Origin of the sequence: Bradyrhizobium sp. 192 (genome assembly GCF_023100965.1) — a bacterium.
Classification (GTDB): domain Bacteria; phylum Pseudomonadota; class Alphaproteobacteria; order Rhizobiales; family Xanthobacteraceae; genus Bradyrhizobium; species Bradyrhizobium symbiodeficiens.
This window is the reverse complement of sequence record NZ_CP064690.1, coordinates 4,122,878-4,144,574: the sequence shown is the minus strand read 5'-3', so window position 1 is coordinate 4,144,574 and position 21,697 is coordinate 4,122,878. Positions and strand designations below refer to the sequence as shown.

Sequence of the window (21,697 nt, the reverse complement as noted above, 5' to 3'; positions counted from 1 at the left end):
GCCCGGCCTATCACGATGGATTGAAAGCGCGGCACCTGACATCGAGGCATGGGATATGAATCACGCGGCGCCGTCATCGCCGTTCGTTCGCCGGGCGAACGGCACGGTAAAGCCGGCGGCGACCTTCACGAGATCGGCCTGCCTGCCGGCGCCCGTCTTCTCGAACAGGCGGCCGAGATGCGTCTTCACCGTCGTCTCGGCGATGCCGAGTTTTGCGGCGATGTCGGGAACACCGCCGATCTCGACGATTGCCATGAGCACGCGCAATTCGGACGGCGTCAGTCTGAAGGCTGCTGCAATCGCATCGGCCGCGAGCAACGGCAGCATCGAAGCTCTTTGAACGAAGAGCACCGTGGCTGCGATGTCCCGCGGCAGGCTGCGATCCCGCTTCAGCGGAAAGGCATGGAGCAGATGATGTTGCCCATCGACCGACGTCGCAAGTTCGATCTGACGACGAGCAGTGGAATGTGTGCCGTGATCGAATTCGCACAGGCCGCGGAATATTTTGTCGGCCTGGGTGTTGCGGGCCACGATCCGGTCGCCGACCATCGCAAACAAGTTCGCGTCGGCGAACAACTGGCGGCATGCCGCGTTGGCATGGACGACCCGGCCGTCGGCGTCGAGCAGGCAAATCGCCATGTTCAATCCGTCGAGGACGTCGGCAAGGTCGTCGACTGTATGGGAGCGCGCCCTGATCTGCCGGCCCATGAGCTGCGACCGCTGGATGTGCGGAGCGAGCAGTCGCATGCGTTCGCGCATCGCCTTATCGACGGTTCCGCGGGAGCGATGACGCAGCACCTGCAGGATCGTGGTGCGGACGGCCGTCTTCTCGAGCCCGACCGTCGCAATGTCTATCGCCCCCTGCGGCTCCACCCACTCGCGATGGAAGCTCGTCTCGATGAAATCGGCATGGGACATGATGTCGGTCACGCCGATCGTCCGTTCGGGCGCGAGGGTGAGATGTCGGTCGAGCAAAGGATCGAGCTCCACATACCGGTCGCGATAGAGCTGACGGAAGCGGGCGTCGGTTCCAAAATGCTGGTGAATCTCGATCGAAAGCCGCGCTGAATCCCTGGACAGGATCATCGCGGCACAACCACCGACGAACTGCGAAATCTGTTCCAGCGCGCCGCTGCGCAACGCGGGGTCAATCGCCGCGTCGTAGATCTCGCCGATGAGAGACGAGAACCGATTTGCCTGATGGATCGTCATCGGACGGACGACGCCGTTTGCCGGCGACCCGTCCGAGACGGGGTGCTCGCGATCCGGGAGCTGACGGAGAAGACGCGCCGGTCTATTGCGGCCTTCGACGATGAAAAAACGTTGCCGCCGGATGCTGGAATCTCGAACATCGTCCTTGCGTAACGTCAACCGCAGGGTGCGGCTTGGACGGTTTCGCCAAAGACTAGGATAAATGCGAACAGCGCGCGGACTCCGTGCGATGAGTCACGCGCGGGTCCGCCGGCGGCGGCGATTTATTTCCGGTTCTCCTCGCAGAACTTCAACGCCGCCAGCGCTTCGCCGGCACGCGGGGTCTGCATCTCGATGCTGTCGTCGTCATCGTCCTCGAAATCGAGCGTCAGGCGCCTGGCCTTCGAGAGGCGGTCCATCATCGACTGGTCGTACTCGAAAATGCCGCGCACGGTGGTCTTGTCCATGACCTCCCACTTCGCCTTCTTCATGATGTCGGCGTCGTCGGTGCCGACATCGGCCCGGAGGATCTCGCCGACCTTGTCCCACTCCCAGCCGTCGTAGATCATCACGATCACGATCGCCTTGTCGGAATAGGTGATCACGATCACGTAGTCGCGGTTCTCGTCATCCTTGTCCTTGTAGCCACGACTCGCATTGCAATGCGTGTCCTGCGTGCGCTTTTCGATGGTCCAGTCGCCGACCTTGGATTGCTGCGCAAGTGCCGGCCCGGCGCCCAGGGCGCACGCGGTCAGCAAAGCGGCGAGAAGGTATCGTTTCATGTCAGCCTCCAGCGCGTTCCCGGGCTGAGATGACCACCTCCGCGGGAGGGCCGCAAGGCCTTGGGCAGCCTTGCCCGAGCAGACCGCTGCCTGTGCCTATTCCCGCCGCGGCACGATCGCGATGGGCGTGAAGGTGTAAACCTCCTCGCCGCTCTGGTTGAACATGGTCCATTTCACCAGCGCGATACCCTGCGGCTTCGACCTCGAGGGCGTCAGGCTCATGACCTCGCCGACCAGATGCAGGCGGTCATTGGGCCGCACCGGCATCGTCCAGCGCAGGCCGTCGACGCCGGCGCCGATCAGCGGATGCGGGCCGAACGGGCGGGTCTGGATCGCGAGGTTCATGGCAATCGCGGCGGTGTGCCATCCCGATGCCGCAAGGCCCCTGAACAGGGTCGCCTTGGCCGCCTCGTGGTCGAGATGCATCGGCTGCGGATCGAACTCGACTGCGAAGCGCTTGATGTCGGCTTCGGTCACCGTCACCTCGGGCGATTTGAACCGCATCCCAATGCTGAGATCGTCGAACCATTCCACCTGCGCCATGATTTTGCCTCGCAACGCGAATGATCGCCCCGCCGAAAGACGTGGCTGAAGTCATTAACCAAGAATGGGATGTAGCTTCTCTGCAGCGCACAAACCAGCCCAGGGTTCCACGCGAAACCGCTTTCCCGGTGCGACGAAACACGCCTGAAACAGACGGCAGTCTAGGTAGTTGTCAAAATAAATACAGGGACGGCCACCATGCAATTCCTCCTCGACCTGATCTACGACTATTCCTGCTGCCGCAACCTCGTTGCCCATTCGCTGCGGGAGGACGGGCTATGATCGAGCTCATCTCGGGCGTGCTCGCCCTTTGCAGCATCGGTGTCTTCGCAGCCCATGCGCTGGATGCCTACCGCACCACTCATTACTGACCACCGCGCGCTTCACCGTTCAGCCGTTAGAAAGGCCGTCGGTAAAATTGCTCCGAATGCGCCGCCGGCGGAAAACGGTTGGCGAGCGCGAGCGCGCCTTTCTCGTCCGTTTCGAGCGCGATCTTCTGGGCCAGCATGACGTCGCCCGGCACCAGGAAGCCTGACGGGACGAAGCACCATCCCATCGTCGCCCGGCCTTCGCCGTCGATTTCGTGGACGTTGGCGGCCGTGCCGTAGTGAATACGGTAGGTCTTGCCGGTGTCGCTGCCGATGACGTCGAAATGCCTATGCTCTTCAAATTGTGCGCGTTGTGAGGGCGAAAGCCATTCGAAGAGCAGCCGGCGGCCACGCGCATCCGGCGTGTTCTCGCCGAAGAAGCGCCGATAGAGTTCACGCAGCGCATGCAAACGCGCACGCGCAGGCGCGCGGAGCCAAACCGCCGTCATCATGAGCAGCTCAGATCAACCGCCGACCAGGCGGGGATAGAACAGCGTTTCCTGCGCGGTCGGGTCGAACGATTTGACGCGAGTGACTTCGCCGGGTCCGTTGCGGAGGGCGGCGGTGAAGCCGGCTCCGGTCAGTTCCCGAAAGCGCCGCTCGGCTCGCGCCAGCGCTTCGGCATTGCCAGGATCAAACTCGTGGCGCGTATCGCCAGTCTGGTCCATCACGATCTGGGTTGCCATGTTGAGTCTCCTCATGCCCAGCCCTGAATCTGATCAAAGCAAACCTCGTGCCGTCGGTTCCTGATGGCAACAACTTTCTCGTGCCGGCGCATCACGCCTTGCTGAGCAGGAGCGTTTTCGAACGGAGTGGACGGGGTATTCGTCAGCGCGACGCCGCCGCCCCGCCGCCCTCATCGATCTGCCGGCCCATCAGCGCGATCGCCTTCTGATAGACGCCCGCGGCATTCCAGGCCTCGATGGCGGCGAAATTCGGCTCGCCCGGCTGGTATCCGGCTCCCGCGCGCCAGCCATGGGCTTTGAGGAAATTCGCCGTCGAGTTCAGGGCATTGGCGGCAACTTCGAGATTGCCGGTGCCATAGGCCAGGATGCTCTTGGGCATGAACTGGGTCTGGCCGACCTCGCCGTGCATCGAGCCGCGGGTCGCCCCCGACAGCGTGCCGCGATCGACCAGCTTCAGGGCGGCGTAGAGCTGGTCGGTGAAGAATTCGGGGCGGCGGCAGTCATAGGCAAGAGTTGCGATCGACGAGAGCATGTTCTGGTTGCCGCGCTGGCTGCCGAAACCGGTCTCCATGCCCCAGATCGCAAGCAGCGGCCCGGGCGGGACGCCGTAGCGCTGCTGGATGGAGGCGAACAGGGCAGCCTGCGACTGCTTGAGCTGGCGCCCCTTGGCGACGATGGTGGTGGCGCCGCGCTTGGCGAGGAACTGGTCGAGCGTCAGTTGGAAGCTGCGCTGGCCGCGGTCGGCCGCGATGGTGGCGCTTGCGTAGTTGGTCTGCATCAGCGCCGAAAGCGCGGTCTGGCCGATGCCCTTGCCCTGCGCCTCCGCGCTGAACTCGCGCTTCCAGGCCTCGAACCCTGCCGGCGAGCTACCGCACTGCGCGGCCTCGACGGCCGACGCCAGGCACCCGAGCAGCGCCATCGCGCCAACAACCGCTCCCGCAACAGCCCTGCCCCTGATCATCCCACTCTCCCGTCCTGTACCGATCGGCGATCCTAACCGGAGGAAGGCGCCGACTCCATGGCTTGATCATAGGACAATTCGAGCCCTTCCAGATTGCCTTCCTTGCGCCATTTGCCGAGCAGCCGCAGGAACGCCATCGGGCCGCGCCAATATTGGCTGTTTCTTGCCGCGATTGGATCGAACACGCCCTCGTTGTTGTAGTAGCCGGGCGTGCATTCGGCGAGATAGGTCTGCCGGCCGATCGCAGCCTTGACGACCTCGTCGACCCAGGCGCTCTCGGCAGCGAGCGTCGGCTCCAGCGTTCGGGCTTTGCGGTTGCGCACTTCGGCGATCACATAGGCGATGTGCTGCGACTGCTCGTCGATGATGTGCGGGAAGTTGGCGCTCTGGCCGGCCTGCACCGTGACGATCAGGAAGCAGTTCGGGAAGCCGCGGCTGTAGAAGCCGTGCATCGTCTTGACGCCGCCCTGCCAGCGCTCGGACAGGCTCATGCCGTCGCGGCCGTAGACCTCGAAGCCCATTCGGCGGGCATAGTCGGTGCCGACCTCGAAACCGCTGGCATAGATCAGGCAGTCGAGCTCGTAGGCCTTGCCGCCGGCCACGACCGCGTTCTCCGTGATGCGCTCGACACCCTGTCCTTGGGTGTCGACCAGATGAACGTTCGGGCGATTGAAGGTGTCGAGATATTCGTCATGGAAGCACGGCCGCTTGCAGAACGCCTTGTACCAGGGCTTGAGCGCGTCCGCGGTCGCCTTGTCCTTGACCACCGCATCGACGCGGGCGCGGATCTCCTCCATCTTGCGATAGTCGGCCTGCTCGATGACCTTCAACGCCTCTTCCATGGAGGTCACCGGCTGCGGCTGACGACGCGGCGCCAGCAGGATCTCGCCGAGCAGGCCGGTCCAGCCGTCCTGCACCAGGTCCCGTTCGAACGGCTCGCCTGATATCACCGCGGTGAAATTGTCCATGCGCTCGCGCTGCCAGCCGGGCTTGAGGCTCTGCGCCCAGTCCTGATCCGTCGACCGGTCGTCGCGCACGCCGATCGCGGACGGCGTGCGCTGGAAGACGTAGAGCTCCTTTGCCGATCGGCCGAGATGCGGCACGCATTGCACGGCGGTGGCGCCCGTGCCGATGATGCCGACGCGCTTGTCGGCAAGTCCGCTCAGACCACCATCCGCATTGCCGCCGGTGTAGCCGTAATCCCAACGGCTGGTATGAAAGCTGTGCCCCCTGAAGGTCTCCATGCCGGGAATGCCCGGCAGCTTCGGCCGGCTGAGCGGACCTCCGGCGAGAATGACGAAGCGTGCGCGGATGTGATCGCCCCTGCTGGTCTCGACCAGCCAGCGCGCCTCCTGCTCCTGCCACGCCATCCGCGAGATGACGGTCTGAAACAGCGCGCGATCGTAGAGGCCGAAGTGTCGGCCGATACGTCGGGAGTGCTCGTAGATCTCCGGCGCCCGGGCGTATTTGCGCACCGGCATGTAGCCGGTCTCTTCCAGCAGCGGCAGATAGATGTAGCTCTCGGTATCGCAGGCCGCGCCGGGATAACGATTCCAGTACCAGGTGCCGCCGAAATCCGCAGCCTTTTCCACGATGCGGAAATCATCAATGCCGGCCTCGCGCAAGCGCGCGCCACAGAGCAGCCCGCCAAAGCCGCCACCGACGACGAGCACTTCAGTTTCTTCACTGACAGGTGCGCGCGTAAATCCGGGATCGGCCCAGGGATCGTCGAGGTAGCGGCCGAAATCGCCTGCTACTTCGACATACTGCGCCTTGCCTTCGGCACGCAGGCGGCGGTCGCGCTCGTCGCGATAGCGCGCGCGGAGTGCGTCAATGTCGACCGTAGATTCGCCGGCTGCACCGGTCTTGTGTCTTTCCGCTGACATTCATTTCCTCCACGGAGAACGCTGCTTCGCCGGCTGCTCGGATCAGTTAGCCTCGAAAAAGTGACGCGTGCAATCGCGTCCAATGTTTTTGCGTGAACGCCGCGTGCTGTTCCGCTAACCTTCCGCGCAAATCACAAGTGTACGCCACGCAACGACGTGGCTGTGGAGGGACCATGCAGGGATTGATGATGGACATGCCGCTCCTGATCAGCGGCTTGATCCAGTATGCCGCGGACTATCACGGCGAAGCCGAGATCGTCGCGCGCGAGATCGAGGGCGACATTCATCGCACCACCTATGCGGCCGCCCATCCGCGCATCAAGCGCATGGCGCTGGCGCTGAAACGGCTCGGCATGAACCCAGGCGACCGCGTCGGCACGCTGGCCTGGAACACCCACCGTCATTTCGAGATGTTCTACGCCGCGCCGGGCATGGGGTATGTGCTGCACACCGTCAACCCGCGGCTGTTTCCCGAACAGCTCGTCTACATCATCAACCATGCCGAAGACCGCCTGCTGTTCATCGACCGCGCCACGCTGCCGATCGTCGAGGCGATCGCGCCGCAGTTGAAGACGATCGAGGCTTACGTCGTGATGTCCTCGCGCGAGCGCATGCCGGAGACGAAGCTTGCCAACGTGCATTGCTACGAGGAACTGCTGGAGAAGGAGAGCGACGCCGGCTTCGTCTGGCCGGAGTTCGACGAGAAGTCCGCCTCCACCATCTGCTACACCTCGGGGACCACGGGCAATCCGAAGGGCGTGATCTATTCGCACCGGGCCGCGATCCTGCAGACCATGACCTGCAGCAGCTTCGACTTCCTGCCGGGCCATGTCGAAGGCGTGCGCGAGGTGATGATGCCGATGGCGCCGCTGTTCCACGGCAATGGCTGGAACATGCCGTTCACCGCGCCCTATACCGGCTCGAAGCTGGTGCTACCCGGCCGCAATTACGAGCCCGACAAGCTCTATGAATTGCTCGAAGGCGAGAAGGTGACGCTGTCGGCGGGCGTGCCGAGCTTCTGGCTGATCCTGCTCGACTGGCTGGGCCGGACCGGCAACAAATTCTCCACTCTGCGCGCGACGCTGTCGTCGGGCTCGGCGCCGCCGCGCGCCATGGTCGAGAAGCTCAAGCGCGACTACGACATCGACTACATCCAGGCCTGGGGCATGACCGAGGCGCTGGGCTGCTCGATGCCGGGCCTACGGCCCGGCTCGGAGCACCTCAGCGAGAAGGAGAAATTCGACCGACGTCAGGTGTCCGGCCGCGCCTGTTTCGGTACGGCCTTGCGTATCGTCGATGACGCCGGAAACGAGCTGCCGCGCGATGGCAAGTCCGTCGGTCATCTCCGCGCCCGCGGCCCCTGGGTCGCCTCCGGCTATATGAAGCTCGAGGAAGGTCTCGACCGCGACGGCTGGCTGATCACCGGCGACATGGCCATAATCGACAGCCAAGGCCACGTTACGCTCACCGACCGCTCCAAGGACGTGATCAAGTCCGGCGGCGAATGGATCTCCTCGATCCAGCTCGAGGACGTCGCATTGTCTCACCCCGACGTGCTTCAGGCCGCGGTGGTCGCGATCAACCACGAGAAATGGCAGGAGCGCCCCCTGCTCCTGGTCGTCCGCAAGAAGGGCGCGACCGTCGACGGCAAGACGCTGCTCGACCATATGCGTCCGAAAATCGCGAGCTGGTGGATGCCGGACGCCGTCGAATTCCTCGACGAATTCCCGATGACCGGCACGGGCAAGGTGCTCAAATCCACGCTGCGCGAGAAATTCAGGGACTACCGCGTCGCATGAGGCGTCGCGGGCTCGCGCTGGAGCCTGCACCGTTCACCGATCAAGGAAACCAGAGATGCTCTACCCAATGTCGCCAAAAGTCGTCGAGCTCAAGCGCAAGCTCGAGAGCTTCATGGACCGGCACATCTACCCGAACGAGGAGCGCTTCTATCGCGAGGCGGAAGAGCTGGGACCCTGGAAGGTCTATCCCGTCGTTGAAGAACTGAAGCCGCTGGCACGTGCGGAAGGCCTCTGGAATCTGTTCCTGCCGGAGTCCGGCCATGGCGCCGGCTTGACCAATCTAGAATACGCCCCGCTCTGCGAAGTGATGGGCCGCTCGCATCTTGCGCCTGAAATCTTCAACTGCTCGGCGCCCGACACCGGCAACATGGAGGTGCTGGAGCGATATGGTTCGGAGAAGGACAAGGAGCGCTGGCTGAAGCCGTTGCTCGCCGGCGAGATCCGCTCCTGCTTTGCGATGACGGAGCCGGCAGTCGCCTCCTCCGACGCAACCAACATCGAAAGCTCGATCGTGCGCGATGGCGACCATTACGTCATCAACGGCCGCAAATGGTACACGACGAACGCGACCGATCCGCGCTGCAGGATCTGCATCTTCATGGGCAAGACCGATCCTGATAATCCGGACCGTCACAGGCAGCAATCGATGATCCTGGTGCCGATGGACACGCCAGGCATCGAAGTCAAACGCCCTCTGCCCGTGTTCGGCTTCTACGGCGTGCCCGACCGCGCCTCGGAGGTCATCTTCACCAATGTGCGCGTGCCCAGGGAGAACATGCTGCTCGGCGAAGGCCGCGGCTTCGAGATCGCGCAGGGCCGCCTCGGGCCCGGACGCATCCACCATTGCATGCGGCTGATCGGCCTTGCTGAACGCACCCTGGAGAAAATGTGCCGCCGGGTGCGCAGCCGCGTCGCCTTCGGCAAGCCGGTCTCGGAGCAGACCGTGACGCAGGAGCGCATCGCGGAATCCCGCATCATGATCGAGCAGGCCCGGCTGCTGACGCTGAACGCGGCCTATGCCATGGACACGGTCGGCAACAAGGTGGCGAAAGCCGAGATTGCGATGATCAAGGTCGCGGTCCCCAACATGGCCTGCCAGGTCATCGACTGGGCGATCCAGGCGCACGGCGGCGGCGGCACCTCGAACGATTTCGGCTTGACCCAGGCCTATGCCACCGCGCGTCTGCTGCGGCTTGCCGATGGACCGGATGAGGTTCATCGGAACCAGATCGCGCGGTTCGAGCTGAAGAAATATTCGAACGCTTGAAGGAAGACGGCTAGCTCACCAGGCGACGCTCTCTTGGAGCTGCCCTCTCCCACAAGGGGAGAGGGCAATAAGGCGCCCACGTCTCAGCCTCAGTTCACCACATACACGTCAGGATCTGCGCTCGAGCTCGGCTTCTTGAAGGCGTTGCGCAAGGCGGGCGACATCGGGACGTTGTAGTTGAGGCCGTTCGGCGGCGTCGGCGATTGCAGCCATTTCTTGTAGAGCAACTCGATCTCCGGGCTCGCATAGAGCTCCGCAGTCGCGCGGTCGGCGAGCGCCTTGAATGGCGCATCCTCACGCCGCAGCATGATGCCGTAAGGCTCCGGCTTTGAGAACGCCTCCTCGCTGATCATGAAGGCTTGCGGCTCCTTCGAGCGCGCGATCGCGACCGCGAGTTGCACATCGTCGAGTGCGTAGGCCTGGGCTCGGTCGGTTTCCAGCAACAGGAAGGCCTCGGCCTGGTCCTTCGCCGGCATCACGCTGATGCCGAGATTGCGTTCCGTATTGACCCTGGCGAGCTGGGTCAGGTTGACCGAGCCGGCCACCGCCGTGACCGCCTTGCCCTTGAGGTCGTCGATGGTGTTGATCTTCGCGGCCTTCTTGGCGGCAAAGCGTGTCGCGCTGAGGAAGTGCGTATTGGTGAAGGCGACCTGCTTCTGGCGGTCGGCGTTGTTGGTGGTCGCCGAGCAGTGCAGGTCGAGCGTACCGTTGACCATCAAGGGAATCCGGTTCGACGAGGTCACGGCGAGCGTATCGACGGCGATGTCGGGCATGTTGAGTTGCTTCTTCACGGCATCGACGATCCCAAGACAGATGTCCATGGCAAAACCGACCGGCTTCTGGTTGCCGTCCAGATAGCTGAACGGGACCGAAGCCTCCTGATAGCCCAGGGTGATCTTCTTGGTCTCCTTGATCTTCTGGAGCGTGCCCGTGAGGTCTTCAGCGGAAGCTGCGCCGGCAAGACATGTGGCGGTCAAAACGATGGTGAACAGACGCATCGAGGGCTCCTAAGGGGCTCGCGCCACCAGCCGGGCGCAATCGCGGGCGTTGATAGCGCAGGCGCGTTGCAGCCGCCAGACGTGCCTACGCCTATCAGATATCCCAGCTTTCGATACGGCGGGCCGACATCCGTCTGCGCCGAAGCAATCTTGTCCGAACCGCGTGTTGGCTTCTTAGGCGTCGATGCCGTGCTGGACCAGGATGCGCTCGGCGCTGTCGTTCCACACGTCCATCTTGGTGATCTTGCCATTGCGCACCACGAAGCGGTCGACGTAACGGTTGCCCTCGAACGGGGTCCCGTCCTTCCATTCGCCGTAGAGCGTGCCGACGCTGTAAACCACGGTCTCGCCGTCGCCGGGGCAGACATCGAACCGGTCCATCTTCTTCTTGACCCAGCGATAGCGCTTGGCGTTGAAACCGGTCGGGCCGCGCGGGTGATCGAACTCGCGCCCGCCGGTAAACGTGATCACCGTACCCGGCGCCATATAGGCCGCAGCAGCATCCGGATCGGGAATCATCGATGCCGTGAGATAGGCCTCGACGATCGCCGCATCGGATGAGTGCGCAGTTTCGGCTCTTGCGGCAACGGACATGGCAGGTTCTCCCCGGGGTTCGCGGAATATTAGCGCCACTGTCTCGGAATCCATGCATATATTTTGAACATTTGCCTCGCTACACTGCCGACAATCTGGAGCCACCGATCCCCCGCTGGTTGCTCTAAATTCAGTCCAGAAGAGCCATGATCACCCAGCCCGCCTTCGACCTGATCTTCCGTAACGCGCTGTTGCGATCATCCGTCACGCCCGTCGACATCGGCGTGAAAGGCGGCCGGATCGCCGCGATCGAGCCGAAGCTCACCTGCGAAGCGGTCGAGGTCGATATCAGAGGGCATCTCGCCCTGCCCGGCTTCATCGACACCCATATCCATCTCGACAAGGCCTGCCTGCTCGACCGCTGCGGCCACGATCACGGCAGTCTCGGCGACGCCATCCGGGCCGTGTCGGCCATGAAGCGCGACTTCACCGCCGAGGATGTCTACGCCCGCGGCGCCAGGGTGCTCGAACGCGCGATCGTGCACGGCACGACGCGGATGCGCACGCATGTGGAGATCGATCCGCGAATCGGCTTGCGCAGCTTCGAGGCGGTGAAAGCGTTGAAGCGCGACTACGCGTGGGCGCTCGACCTGTCGCTCTGCGTGTTCCCGCAGGAGGGACTGACCAACGATCCCGGAGCTGAGGAGCTGCTGATCCAGGCACTGCGTGACGGCGGCGAGACGATCGGCGGTTGCCCCTATACCGACGCCGATCCGACCGCGCATCTCGCGCGCATCTTCGATCTCGCGCAGGAATTCGATGTCGATGTCGATCTCCATCTCGACTTCGATCTCGATCCCTCCTGGTGGCATCTCGACGAAGTCTGCCGCCAAACCGAGCGGCGCAACTATCACGGACGGGTCACGATCGGTCACGCGACAAAGCTCTCTGCCCTGCCGCCTGAGCGGATGAAGGCTGCCACCGCGCAACTGGCGAGAGCCGGCGTCGCCGTCACCGTTCTGCCCGCGACCGATCTCTATTTGATGGGGCGCGAGGCCAATCACAACGCGCCACGCGGGCTGACCCTCGCTCACAAGCTCGCGGGCGACGGCGTCGTGTGCTCGGTCGCGACCAACAACGTCCTCAATCCCTTCACGCCGTTCGGCGACGCCTCGCTGCTGCGGATGGCGAACTTCTACGCCAACGTCGCGCAGGCCTCGGTGGGGGATTTCGACACCTGCCTCGATCTCGTGACCGAACTGCCGGCACGGCTGATGAATCTCGACGATTACGGCATCAAGGTCGGCAATCCCGCCGATCTCATCGTGCTCGACACGCAAGACAGCCGCTTCGCGATCGCCGAGCTGCCCGACGTCTTGATGGGCTTCAAGGACGGCCGGCAGACCTTTGCACGGCAGCGGCCGGTCCTGTTCCGGCCGAGGAGCTGAACGCGTTTCCAATCAGGGTCCAACGGTAAAATCATGGGAACACGCAGTCGTTCATTGGACCGTTCCGGACCGGTTTCACGGCCCCAATCCGAGTCCGGTAAAATCCCGGACCGTAGCTGCGCGCATTGCACAACCCGCCATTCGGCTCATACTAAGAAGACGCACTGAATGATCTGTGTTCGGTGGGGAAGTATATGTTCAGCGCATTCAGTAGCATGGATTACCGTTCTATTCGGGCCAGGACGCCGGCGGAAACGGCCGTCAAGCGACTGAATGGAATCGGCGAAGTCCTATCGAGCCTCGATATCGCGGCGATCCACACGCAGGACGACATGACCCGTGCGCTCTGGACACTCGATACCGCCGACAAGTGCATCCGCATGATCCTCAGCGAGTTCCGCACCGCCCCCGCCAAGGAGCAGGTCGTCCGCGAGGCCGCGCGCCTGGTCGACCTGATCGAGCTTGCCCGTGACGAAATCTCGAACTATCGCGACCGCGGCAGGGTTCTGAGCTGAACCTACGCGTTCGGCCTCAGCGTTTGATCCTGGCCAGGATTCGGTCTGCCTCGGTACGCCAATCGGCACTGCGGGCGAACTCTTTCGTGCCCTTCCTTCCGAACAGCCCTTCATCGGCGAGATCGGCCACCCAGGCCTGACGCTCGGCTGTTCCCTGCGCTGACCACGGCGTCAGCCCCGCCTCGCGGACGGTCTCGGCGACCTCACGCACTTCCTCGGCACGTCGGCGACCGTGCTCGATCACGCGCTGGAAGCAATAGGCGCCCTGCTCCTCCCAGTCGATCGCGGGAAAGGTTTCCGAAAGCGAGGCCAGCACGGCGTCCTCGACGCCATAGGCGCGCGCGGTCGTAAAACTCTCGATGATCATGGCCTCCAGGCCCTTGATCATGATGCTGCGGCACATCTTCACCGCCGAGGACACGCCGAGCTTGTCGCTCGCAACCTTGGCGGCAAAGCCGATTGCGTTCAGAAGCGGCTCCAGCTCTCTCGCGCCGGGGCCACCGAGCAGCAGCGGCACCTTGATGCGATATGGCGGCACTGAGGTCATCACGGCGCCCTCGACATAGCGACCCGCAGCGCCGTCGATCAGCGCAGCGGCACGCTGCTTGGCTCCGGGCGAGGCCGAGTTGAAATCGAGGAACCATGTGCCCTGGTTGATCGCAGCGGCGCAAGCCTTTGCGACAGGCACCGTCTGGCTTGCGGTGACGGCGGAAATGATGAAGTCCGATTTCGCGGTCAGCTCGGCATGAGATGCCGCCAACGTCACACCGAATTTTGCCGCATGCTCGCTCAGCGGCGCGCCCTGCTCGCTCCCGAGCTTGATGTCGTAGGCTGAGACCTTGATGTCTTGTTGGCGCAAATCCTCGGCCAGGATACGGCCGACCTCGCCGTAGCCGACCAGCCCGATCTGCCATCGCCTCGGATCCGCCATCAGTTCAATCCTCGTGTCGCAGCGTCGAACAGCTCCTCGACCGCATAGCGGCGCGGGATCAGCGCCTGCTGGAATGCGTAGTCGACGATCAGCTCCAGCGGCTTCCGGTTGGCCTCGACCCCGAACGGGATGAGGTCGGGCTCTGCCGCAGGCCCTGCCTGTTCCTTGTTCCGCTTGAGCAGATCATAGATGCCCGCAACGATCTCGGGACGTGTTCTCGCGAGTTGCTCGGTCACGACCACGAGATGATTGACTGGAGCGACGCCACGCCGGGCGTACCATTTGGCAGCTTCCGCCACGGGATCGGGGAAGAGCGGCTTCAACTCGGGATTATCAGAGGTCTCGCCGAGGACAGCATCGAGTTCGCCGTCGAGCAGCATCTGCAGGATCTTCTTGTCCTTCGGCGCGCGCTCGGTGGTGTCGACATATTCGGCGACATGCGGATCCTCGAAGGTAACCCAGCGGATCTTGTCGAGATTGACGTCGTAATCGTTGGCGAGGATGCCCCTGATCCAGGCACCGGTCGTGGTCGTAAACGACCGAATGCCGACGCGTTTGCCTTCGAGATCCGACGGCCCGAGCGTTCCCCGTGCGGGGCTATAGAGCGCATAGGAATGCTGGAAGCGCCCAAGCATGGTGGCCGGCAGCAGCACCAGCGGCTTGCCGTGTGCCTTTGCCATCAGATAGGTGACGATCGCCATCTCACAGACGTCGAAGGCCTGCTCGCGCACCATCGGCTTGAACGCGGTGTTGGTCGGCGCGTACGCGATGAAGTCCAGATCGAAAAGATCGGAGCGGAGGTCGCCGCTCTTCACAGCCTGCACGTGGGGGTGACTACCGAGCACGGCCTTCAGCTTGAGACGATCCATCCGCCAGCTCCGCTTCTCTTCAGACATCCTCGGGATTGTCGACATAGACGAGCCCGGCTTTCGCCAGCGCCTCGCGCATGCTGTACATGTCGAGACCCAGCTCGCCAGAGGCAAGCCGCTTGCGCTTGCCGCCTTCGTCCGCGTTGCGCTTCTTCGCCTTCTCGGCGACTTCGGCGGCGTAGCGCTTTGGCACCACGACGATGCCATCGTCATCGGCCACGACGATGTCGCCGGGATCGACGCTGACGCCGGCGCAAACGACGGGAATATTGACCGAGCCGAGCGTTGCCTTGACCGTGCCCTTGGCCGATACCGCGCGCGACCATACCGGAAACTTCATCACGTGCAGCGCTTTGACGTCGCGGCAGCCGGCGTCGATGATCAGGCCCTGCACGCCGCGCGCCTGCAGCGAGGTCGCCAGCAATTCCCCGAACATGCCGTCGGTATTGTCGGCGGTGCAGCCGACGACGAGGATGTCGCCTTTCCTGCACTGCTCGACCGCGACATGGATCATCCAGTTGTCGCCGGGCTGCGCCAGCACGGTGACGGCAGGTCCGGCAATCGACGCACTAGCCCAGACCGGCCGCAGATAAGGCTTCATCAGGCCGATGCGGCCGTAAGCCTCGTGCACGGTCGAAACGCCGTAGTCCGCCATGCCGGCGGGATCGGCTCGTTGAACGTTGCGAACGACGACCGGCTTCATGCCAACTCCTCGGCGACCGTCGGGAACAGGCGCTGATAGGCCTCGCCATAGGTCATGGGCACGCCGGTGTTGCGGCTGCCCTGAATGCCGCGGTTGAGCGCAACGCGCTCGTAATAGCCCCAGAGATGCTTTTGTGCGGCGAGGATCTGGAACGCCTCATACTTCTCCTTCCAGACCTCGTCGATCTTGAGGAGCAGATCGGGCTTGTAATTGCACTGCTCGGGCTGGTGCGGCTCGAACAGGAACACCGGCGGCGCGGAGTATTTGTACTGCGCGCCGGGCTTGTGTCCCATCGCCTGCGCGACGATTCGGGTCTCCTGCGCAAAATGCGCCGCGTTCGGATGGTCGAAATTATAAGGGTCTTCCAGCGCGTGGGTCAGCACGAAGCTCGGATTGAGCTCGCGGTAGATGTCGACCATGCGATCGAAATGCGCCTCGGTGAGCTTGAGCGGATAGTCCCCGCAATCGAAGAACTCGATCTCGGCGCCAAGCAGCTTTGCCGCCCGCTCCGCCTCGTCCTTGCGGCCGGCCTTGACCGATTCCAGCGTCGCGCCCTTCTCCTTCCATGCGAACTGGCTCTCGCCGCGCTCGCCAAAGGACATGCAGACGATCTTCATGCGATAGCCCTTCTTCGCATGCAACGCGATGGCGCCCCCGGCGCGCCAGACGAAATCGCCGGGATGGGCGGTAACGACGAGACCTGTCTTCATGGGACGAACTCCCCTCTTTCATTCGTAGGCTTGGATCGATCGCGCGCGCCGTCATCTTCGAACCCGAACAGGCGCGCGGGATTGTCGACCAGGATCTTCTGCTGCAACTCCGGCTCCGGCGTGAACAGCGGAATCAGATCGACGAGGTCGCCGTCATTCGGCATCACCCTGACGTTGGGATGCGGCCAGTCGGTGCCCCAGATGACGCGATCCGGCGCGGTCTCGACGATCTTTCGCGCGAACCGCACCGCGTCGGTAAAGGGCGGACCGGCGGAGGACACCCGCTCCGAACCGCAGATCTTCACCCAGCATTTCTCGTCACGCTGCATCAGTTCGATCAGGATCCTGAACGGTAGCTGTTCGAGCCCTTCGGTGGCCTTCACCCGTCCCATATGGTCGATGGTGTAGCTCAGCGGCAGCCTTGCCAGCATGTCGGCATGGTCAGGCAGGTCGATCGCGTCGAAATGCAGGTCGATGTGCCAGCCGAGCGGCGCGACCATCGCGATGACGCGATCGAATACGCCCTTGTCGGGGACGCCGCCGAGATGGCGGACGAAATTGAAGCGGCAGCCGCGAAAACCGCCTTCGTGCAGCGCGCGCAACCCGCGCTCGGTGATGGTGTCGTCGATATTGGCGACCGCGCGGTAGGTGCCGTTACTCTGCGCGATCGCATCGAGCGCCACACTGTTGTCGGTGCCGTGCACGCTGGCATTGACGATGACGGCGCGCTCGACGCCAAGCCTGGCATGCAGCGCCCTGAATTCTTCGAGCGGCGCATCCGGCGGCGTGTAGGATCGGTCCGGCGCATAAGGGTATTTCGCTCCGGGCCCGAAGATGTGGCAATGCGCGTCGCAGGATAGTTTAGGCAGTTTGAACTTCGGCGTGCGTGTGTTCGGATCGGGCGGCGGAATGGTGGGCGTGTACATCATCGTCATCACTTCAACCGCCGCGCGAAACCGCGTGTTTCAAGTCTTGCTGCCGACAACCGGCCGCCGCCGCGCTGGCGCGGCATGATCGAGCGGCGGGGCCTGGAACGCGGCGACCATGGCCTGCACCAGTTGCTCGATTGCGCTGGCGGCATCGCCGCCGTCGGCCTCGCCGCCGGACAGGCGCGAGACGCGGTCCGGCGTCACCAGCGAGTAATAGAGTGCGCCGAGCAGGAAGTGACTGCGCCAGACGATGTCGGTGCGCGGAATGTGGGGCAAGCTCTCGTGGATCGCATCGATGAAGGCGTGGCTGGTGTCGTCGAACGTCTGCGCGATGATTTTTCGCGCGACCTCGTTGCCCTCCGCCGACATCACGGCCCGCAGCCGCGTGAAGCGCGCCCCACCGCCGGCGAGATCGCTGCCCGAGGTGAAGGCCGGCACCACATAGGCGCGCACGATCGCCTCGAGCCGATCCTGCAGATCGCGCACGCGTTTTGCGGCGGCAAGAAGCTCGAAACGGCGCAAATTCATCGGTCCGCAATGGCGCCGGTAGATCTCCAGCAGCAGGCCGTCCTTGGTCTTGAAATGATAGGTGACGCTGCCGGGATTGGCTCCGGCGGCCTGCGCGATGTCGCGCACCGAGACGGCATTGAAGCCGTTGGTGGCGAACAGTTCCTCGGCCGCGACGAGGATCGCCTCGCGCATGTTCGGCTTGCGGGCCGTTTCCTTGCTGGTGGGCTTGCGTACCATGAGATTTGTACTATCGTACAAGAAATCAGGTCTCGTCAACAAAAACCATGGGCGGCATCCGGACGACTCGAAGACCGATGCAAGGATGCGTGCGCCCGCAAGGAGTGCTGGGAAAATGCTGGGTTTGAACAAGACGATCGGCGGATTGATGCTGGGCGCCGGTTTGCTGCTCGCGGGCAGCGCGGCGCAGGCCGCCGACAATTATCCGAGCAAGCCTGTTCACATCCTCGTGCCCTACGCGGCCGGCGGCGCGGTCGACGTGCTCGCGCGCACGCTGAGCCAGGCGCTGGTCAAGACCTGGGGGCAGCAGCCGGTGGTCGACAATCGTCCCGGCGCCGGCGGCATCGTTGCCTCGCAGGCGCTGACGCAGGCCGCACCCGACGGCTACACGCTGATCCTCGTCGCCAGCGGCCATCCGCTCAATCAGTTCATCTATCCGAGCGTGCCCTACGACACGTTCAAGGACTTCACCGCGATCACCGAGATCGCCTCCTCGCCACTCGCAATCGTCGTGGCCAAGGACAGCCCCTACAAGACGCTCGCCGATCTTCTGGCCGCGGCGAAGAAGGAGCCCGACAAGCTGTCATACGGCATGTCCGGCAATGGCACCTCGGCGCATCTCGCCGGTGAGCTGCTCAAATACATGTCCGGCACCAAGATCGTCGCGATCCCCTACAAGGGCGGCGCGCCGGCGCTAACCGCCGTGATAGCTGGCGAGATCCCGCTCAGCATCAATCCGCTCGCGGAAGCGATCGGCCAGCTCGAAGGTGGCCCGGTGCGCGCGCTGGCCGTGACCTCGGCCGAGCGCTCCAAGGCGCTGCCCAACGTTCCGACCGTCGCAGAATCCGGCGTCTCCGGTTACGACGTCTCGGTCTGGTGGGGCGTGCTCGGTCCGGCCAAAATGCCGCCCGAGATCGTGGCAAAGCTCGAGATCGATCTCAAGGCGGCGCTGCAGGATCCGAACGTGCTGTCGACGCTCGGCAAGATCGGCGCCACTCCGGTCGGCTCTTCGCCCAAGCAGTTCGACGCCTACATGCACGCCGAGGCGACCAAATGGGAGCCGGTGCTGAAGGCCGCCAACATCCGCGCGCAGTGAGGCACTTCCATCGGCGTCACCAGGGGCTCGATCTCCGAGCGCACGCAGCCCGCAAGGACGCGCTGCCCTGCTCAACCGTTTCGTGACGGAAGAGCAGTCCGGCCTCCTGATCTGGACCAGACGTAAACTGCGCAAGCGGCTTCCGCGTTTCGACCGGCAATCCAGCGCGGCCGTGGTCGGCGCCGCCTGATCGCTGGGAGAGTCAACTGCGCGCGCTCGCCCGCGTCTTTTCCGATCGCGCGACGGGCCGCAGGAAGTCGGCATCGTCGGCGGACGGGATCAGGATCGCCCGCTCGCGCGGCAGCGCCTCCGGCATCTCGTCGCGGATGAAGGCGACCAGCTTCTCTCGCATCTCGCAGCGCAGATCCCAGGATTGCGGCGCATTCCGGGCGCTGACCAGCGCACGCAGCTCGATGGTGCGCTGGTCCGCGTCGATCACCTGGAGATTGACCACCGCTCCATCCCAGAGCTTGGACTGCTTCACGGCCTCCTCCAGCCAGCGCCGAATGCGCGGCACGTCCGCGCGGTAATCGACATGGAGTGCGATGACGCCGATCAGGGAAGCGGTGTCGCGGGTCCAGTTCTGGAATGGCTTTTCGATAAAATAGGACAGCGGCACCACCATGCGGCGCCAATCCCACAGCCGGATCACGACATAGGTCGCGGCAATGTCCTCGACCCAGCCCCATTCGTTCTCGATGATCACGGCGTCTTCGATGCGGATCGGCTGGGTGATCGCGATCTGCAAGCCCGCAATCAAATTGCTCAGCAGCGGCCGTGCGGCAAGACCGACGATGATACCGGCCGCACCGGCGGAGGCGAACAGGCTGACGCCATATTGCCTCACCGAATCGAACGTCATCAGCGCTGTGGACACCGTGATGACGACAATGATTGTGTCGGTGACGCGCTTGAACACGCGCACTTGCGTGACGTGCTTGCGTGCGATGAAATTCTCGGTGACGTCACGAAAATTCTGCAGATAGCGCGCCGCGCTCATGTCGACGATCCGGATCGATATCCAGCCGATCAGGGCGATGAAGGCCACTACGAAGAGGCGCATCAGCGGCACGCGGATCGTGTCGTCGAGCGGCGCGAGCGGCAGCACCAGTGCGACCGCCGCCAGACAGAGCGCCAGCCGAGCGGGCCCCGCCGTCCGCTCGATGAATACGCTCAACAGCGGAATGCGCGTTCCGAAGGCGCGGTTGAGCAGCCATTTGGCGAGCCGGTAGACGAACAGGGCCAGCAGGATCGCACCGGCAATCAGGCTGAGACCGATGAACCATGTCGGTATCCAGCCCAACATCTCGTCGATGCGCGCCATCAGGGCCTGCAGATTCATCAATTGGTCCCGTCATTGCATTCGCGTAGCCCGGTCAACGCCTCCCGGCCAGCTTCGCTCCCCCGCCTCGTGCAACGCAGCATTCAGCAGATGCAACCGTCGCAGAATTGCGCTAATCGAGGCATCATGACCAGACGTACCGGCAGCGCCGATCTTCCCTTGCACAGCGGGCGGGTTCCGCCATGGCTCGCGAGCCGCATGGCCTCGCTCGGATCGATCGTCACGCAGGCGATCGTGCATCATTACGGCCGCGACGCGTTTCTCCAGCGGCTGTCGCATCCGTTCTGGTTCCAGTCGTTCGGCGCGGTGATGGGAATGGACTGGCACTCCTCCGGTATCACCACGTCCGTGATCGGCGCGCTGAAGCGCGGACTCGGACCGCTTCAGGACGAGCTCGGCATTTATGTGTGCGGCGGCCGCGGCCAGCATTCGCGCAAGACGCCGGACGAGTTGATGCAGCTCGGCGACCGCGTCGGCTTCGACAGCGCAAAGCTGACCCGCGCCAGCCGTTTGGTGGCGAAGGTCGACAGCGCGGCCGTGCAGGACGGCTTCGACCTCTATCTGCATGGCTTCTTCGTCTCCGCCGACGCGAAATGGACGGTGGTGCAGCAGGGCATGAACGGCGACAAGCGGCAGGCCCGCCGCTATCACTGGCATTCCGAGGCGCTGAAGAGCTTCGTCGATGCGCCGCACAGCGCGATCGACGGCCCGCAGCAAGGCGAGATCGTCAATCTCACCGACCACCGCGCCGAAATCTCGCGCACCTCGCAACTCGAACTGCTCAGCGATTTCGGTCCCGATCGCATCCTCGCTGAATTCGAGCGGCTGACCGGCACCGCGCCCGAGCCTGCGCAAGCCATGCTGCCGCATCTGATCATGCCCGCGCATCACGATGTCCGGCCGAAGGATGTGTTCGCGCGCCGCCTCCACGGCACCCTCGCCGCAGCCGCCGAACGCGGCCCGGTCGATTTCCCGGAACTGTTGCTGACGCCTGGGGTCGGAGCACGCACCATGCGCTCGCTCGCGATGGTCGCGGAGGTCGTGCACGGCGCACCTTATCGCTTCAACGACCCCGCGCGCTTCTCGCTCGCCCATGGCGGCAAGGACCGGCACCCCTATCCCGTCCCGATCAAGGTCTATGACGAGACCATTCGCGTCCTGAAGGACGCAATCCAGAACGCAAAGCTCGGACGTGACGAGGAGATGCAGGCAATCAAGCGCCTGGACGATCAGGCCCGGCGGCTGGAACGCACCGCCAGCGGACCGTCGGTCGAGGCCTACATTGCCGGCGAGCGCGCGGCCTCACCCCATCTCGACGGCCGCTCCGTATTCGGCTGGGAGAGAGATCTTGTCGCTGCGAAGAAGTTGACGGGCCCTTGACGGCGCTTAATC

The 21,697-nt window shown here is 63.8% G+C and carries 22 protein-coding genes; 6 read left to right on the top strand and 16 right to left on the bottom strand.

The window, feature by feature from the left end; translation table 11 throughout:
* Nucleotides 1–60: 60 nt before the first annotated feature.
* The 7 genes from IVB24_RS18820 to IVB24_RS18790 all read right to left on the bottom strand — a co-directional run bounded on the left by IVB24_RS18820 (nt 61) and on the right by IVB24_RS18790 (nt 6,417).
* On the bottom strand, nt 61–1,212 hold the full coding sequence (locus IVB24_RS18820; RefSeq protein WP_247768049.1) for a LuxR C-terminal-related transcriptional regulator: 1,152 nt from the start codon (nt 1,210–1,212) through the stop codon (nt 61–63).
* Between the two features lie 263 nt (nt 1,213–1,475).
* The gene (locus IVB24_RS18815) at nt 1,476–1,973 is read right to left on the bottom strand and encodes a hypothetical protein (RefSeq protein WP_094974686.1); all 498 of its coding nucleotides are present in this window, start codon (nt 1,971–1,973) and stop codon (nt 1,476–1,478) included.
* A 96-nt stretch (nt 1,974–2,069) separates the two neighbouring features.
* Nucleotides 2,070–2,516 (bottom strand): MaoC family dehydratase, encoded by a 447-nt coding sequence (locus IVB24_RS18810; RefSeq protein ID WP_140478665.1) that lies wholly within the window; start codon nt 2,514–2,516, stop codon nt 2,070–2,072.
* A gap of 397 nt (nt 2,517–2,913) precedes the next feature.
* Nucleotides 2,914–3,336: a hypothetical protein gene (locus IVB24_RS18805; RefSeq protein ID WP_247768048.1), complete on the bottom strand. Its 423-nt coding sequence runs from the start codon at nt 3,334–3,336 to the stop codon at nt 2,914–2,916.
* A gap of 12 nt (nt 3,337–3,348) precedes the next feature.
* A complete protein-coding gene (locus tag IVB24_RS18800) occupies nt 3,349–3,570 on the bottom strand; it encodes a hypothetical protein (RefSeq protein WP_094974689.1) in 222 nt (73 codons plus the stop codon).
* A 142-nt stretch (nt 3,571–3,712) separates the two neighbouring features.
* Nucleotides 3,713–4,531: a lytic murein transglycosylase gene (locus IVB24_RS18795; protein ID WP_140478661.1), complete on the bottom strand. Its 819-nt coding sequence runs from the start codon at nt 4,529–4,531 to the stop codon at nt 3,713–3,715.
* A 32-nt stretch (nt 4,532–4,563) separates the two neighbouring features.
* Nucleotides 4,564–6,417 carry an NAD(P)/FAD-dependent oxidoreductase gene (locus tag IVB24_RS18790; RefSeq protein WP_247768047.1) on the bottom strand — a complete coding sequence of 618 codons (1,854 nt, stop codon included), beginning with the start codon at nt 6,415–6,417 and terminating at the stop codon, nt 4,564–4,566.
* 173 nt (nt 6,418–6,590) lie between these two features.
* Between IVB24_RS18790 and IVB24_RS18785 the strand changes: the two genes are divergently transcribed.
* Both IVB24_RS18785 and IVB24_RS18780 read left to right on the top strand, forming a co-directional pair.
* The gene (locus IVB24_RS18785; RefSeq protein WP_166469691.1) at nt 6,591–8,216 is read left to right on the top strand and encodes a long-chain fatty acid--CoA ligase; all 1,626 of its coding nucleotides are present in this window, start codon (nt 6,591–6,593) and stop codon (nt 8,214–8,216) included.
* A 55-nt stretch (nt 8,217–8,271) separates the two neighbouring features.
* Nucleotides 8,272–9,483, top strand: a complete 1,212-nt coding sequence (locus IVB24_RS18780; protein ID WP_247768046.1) for an acyl-CoA dehydrogenase family protein — start codon at nt 8,272–8,274, stop codon at nt 9,481–9,483.
* Between the two features lie 89 nt (nt 9,484–9,572).
* Here IVB24_RS18780 and IVB24_RS18775 read toward each other — a convergent pair whose 3' ends face one another.
* Both IVB24_RS18775 and IVB24_RS18770 read right to left on the bottom strand, forming a co-directional pair.
* Nucleotides 9,573–10,481: an amino acid ABC transporter substrate-binding protein gene (locus IVB24_RS18775; protein ID WP_247768045.1), complete on the bottom strand. Its 909-nt coding sequence runs from the start codon at nt 10,479–10,481 to the stop codon at nt 9,573–9,575.
* Nucleotides 10,482–10,655: 174 nt separating this feature from the next.
* Nucleotides 10,656–11,075 carry a nuclear transport factor 2 family protein gene (locus tag IVB24_RS18770; RefSeq protein WP_162308500.1) on the bottom strand — a complete coding sequence of 140 codons (420 nt, stop codon included), beginning with the start codon at nt 11,073–11,075 and terminating at the stop codon, nt 10,656–10,658.
* Between the two features lie 146 nt (nt 11,076–11,221).
* Here IVB24_RS18770 and IVB24_RS18765 point away from each other — a divergent pair, with 146 nt between their 5' ends.
* Complete coding sequence (locus IVB24_RS18765) at nt 11,222–12,463, top strand: amidohydrolase family protein (protein WP_247768044.1); 1,242 nt, start codon at nt 11,222–11,224, stop codon at nt 12,461–12,463.
* 194 nt (nt 12,464–12,657) lie between these two features.
* A complete protein-coding gene (locus IVB24_RS18760) occupies nt 12,658–12,978 on the top strand; it encodes a hypothetical protein (RefSeq protein WP_162406407.1) in 321 nt (106 codons plus the stop codon).
* Nucleotides 12,979–12,994: 16 nt separating this feature from the next.
* Here IVB24_RS18760 and IVB24_RS18755 read toward each other — a convergent pair whose 3' ends face one another.
* Genes IVB24_RS18755 through IVB24_RS18730 form a run of 6 tightly spaced genes read right to left on the bottom strand, consistent with a single transcriptional unit; the run spans nt 12,995 to nt 17,867 of the window.
* Complete coding sequence (locus tag IVB24_RS18755; RefSeq protein WP_247774125.1) at nt 12,995–13,912, bottom strand: NAD(P)-dependent oxidoreductase; 918 nt, start codon at nt 13,910–13,912, stop codon at nt 12,995–12,997.
* Entirely contained in the window at nt 13,909–14,778 is an 870-nt protein-coding gene (locus tag IVB24_RS18750; protein ID WP_247768043.1) for a hypothetical protein, read from the bottom strand. Before IVB24_RS18750 ends, IVB24_RS18755 begins: the two co-directional genes overlap by 4 nt.
* A 19-nt stretch (nt 14,779–14,797) precedes the next feature.
* Nucleotides 14,798–15,481, bottom strand: coding sequence for a 4-carboxy-4-hydroxy-2-oxoadipate aldolase/oxaloacetate decarboxylase (locus IVB24_RS18745; RefSeq protein ID WP_247768042.1), 684 nt, complete (start codon nt 15,479–15,481; stop codon nt 14,798–14,800).
* Entirely contained in the window at nt 15,478–16,191 is a 714-nt protein-coding gene (locus IVB24_RS18740; RefSeq protein ID WP_106952091.1) for a PIG-L deacetylase family protein, read from the bottom strand. Before IVB24_RS18740 ends, IVB24_RS18745 begins: the two co-directional genes overlap by 4 nt.
* On the bottom strand, nt 16,188–17,126 hold the full coding sequence (locus IVB24_RS18735) for an amidohydrolase family protein (protein ID WP_247774124.1): 939 nt from the start codon (nt 17,124–17,126) through the stop codon (nt 16,188–16,190). Before IVB24_RS18735 ends, IVB24_RS18740 begins: the two co-directional genes overlap by 4 nt.
* 30 nt (nt 17,127–17,156) lie before the next feature.
* Nucleotides 17,157–17,867 carry a TetR/AcrR family transcriptional regulator gene (locus tag IVB24_RS18730; RefSeq protein ID WP_247774123.1) on the bottom strand — a complete coding sequence of 237 codons (711 nt, stop codon included), beginning with the start codon at nt 17,865–17,867 and terminating at the stop codon, nt 17,157–17,159.
* Nucleotides 17,868–17,982: 115 nt separating this feature from the next.
* Between IVB24_RS18730 and IVB24_RS18725 the strand changes: the two genes are divergently transcribed.
* Nucleotides 17,983–18,963 carry a tripartite tricarboxylate transporter substrate binding protein gene (locus tag IVB24_RS18725; protein ID WP_247768041.1) on the top strand — a complete coding sequence of 327 codons (981 nt, stop codon included), beginning with the start codon at nt 17,983–17,985 and terminating at the stop codon, nt 18,961–18,963.
* Nucleotides 18,964–19,165: 202 nt separating this feature from the next.
* Here IVB24_RS18725 and IVB24_RS18720 read toward each other — a convergent pair whose 3' ends face one another.
* On the bottom strand, nt 19,166–20,305 hold the full coding sequence (locus IVB24_RS18720) for a mechanosensitive ion channel family protein (RefSeq protein WP_094974705.1): 1,140 nt from the start codon (nt 20,303–20,305) through the stop codon (nt 19,166–19,168).
* Between the two features lie 126 nt (nt 20,306–20,431).
* Here IVB24_RS18720 and IVB24_RS18715 point away from each other — a divergent pair, with 126 nt between their 5' ends.
* Nucleotides 20,432–21,685, top strand: a complete 1,254-nt coding sequence (locus tag IVB24_RS18715) for a DUF763 domain-containing protein (RefSeq protein ID WP_247768040.1) — start codon at nt 20,432–20,434, stop codon at nt 21,683–21,685.
* Nucleotides 21,686–21,697: the final 12 nt, after the last annotated feature.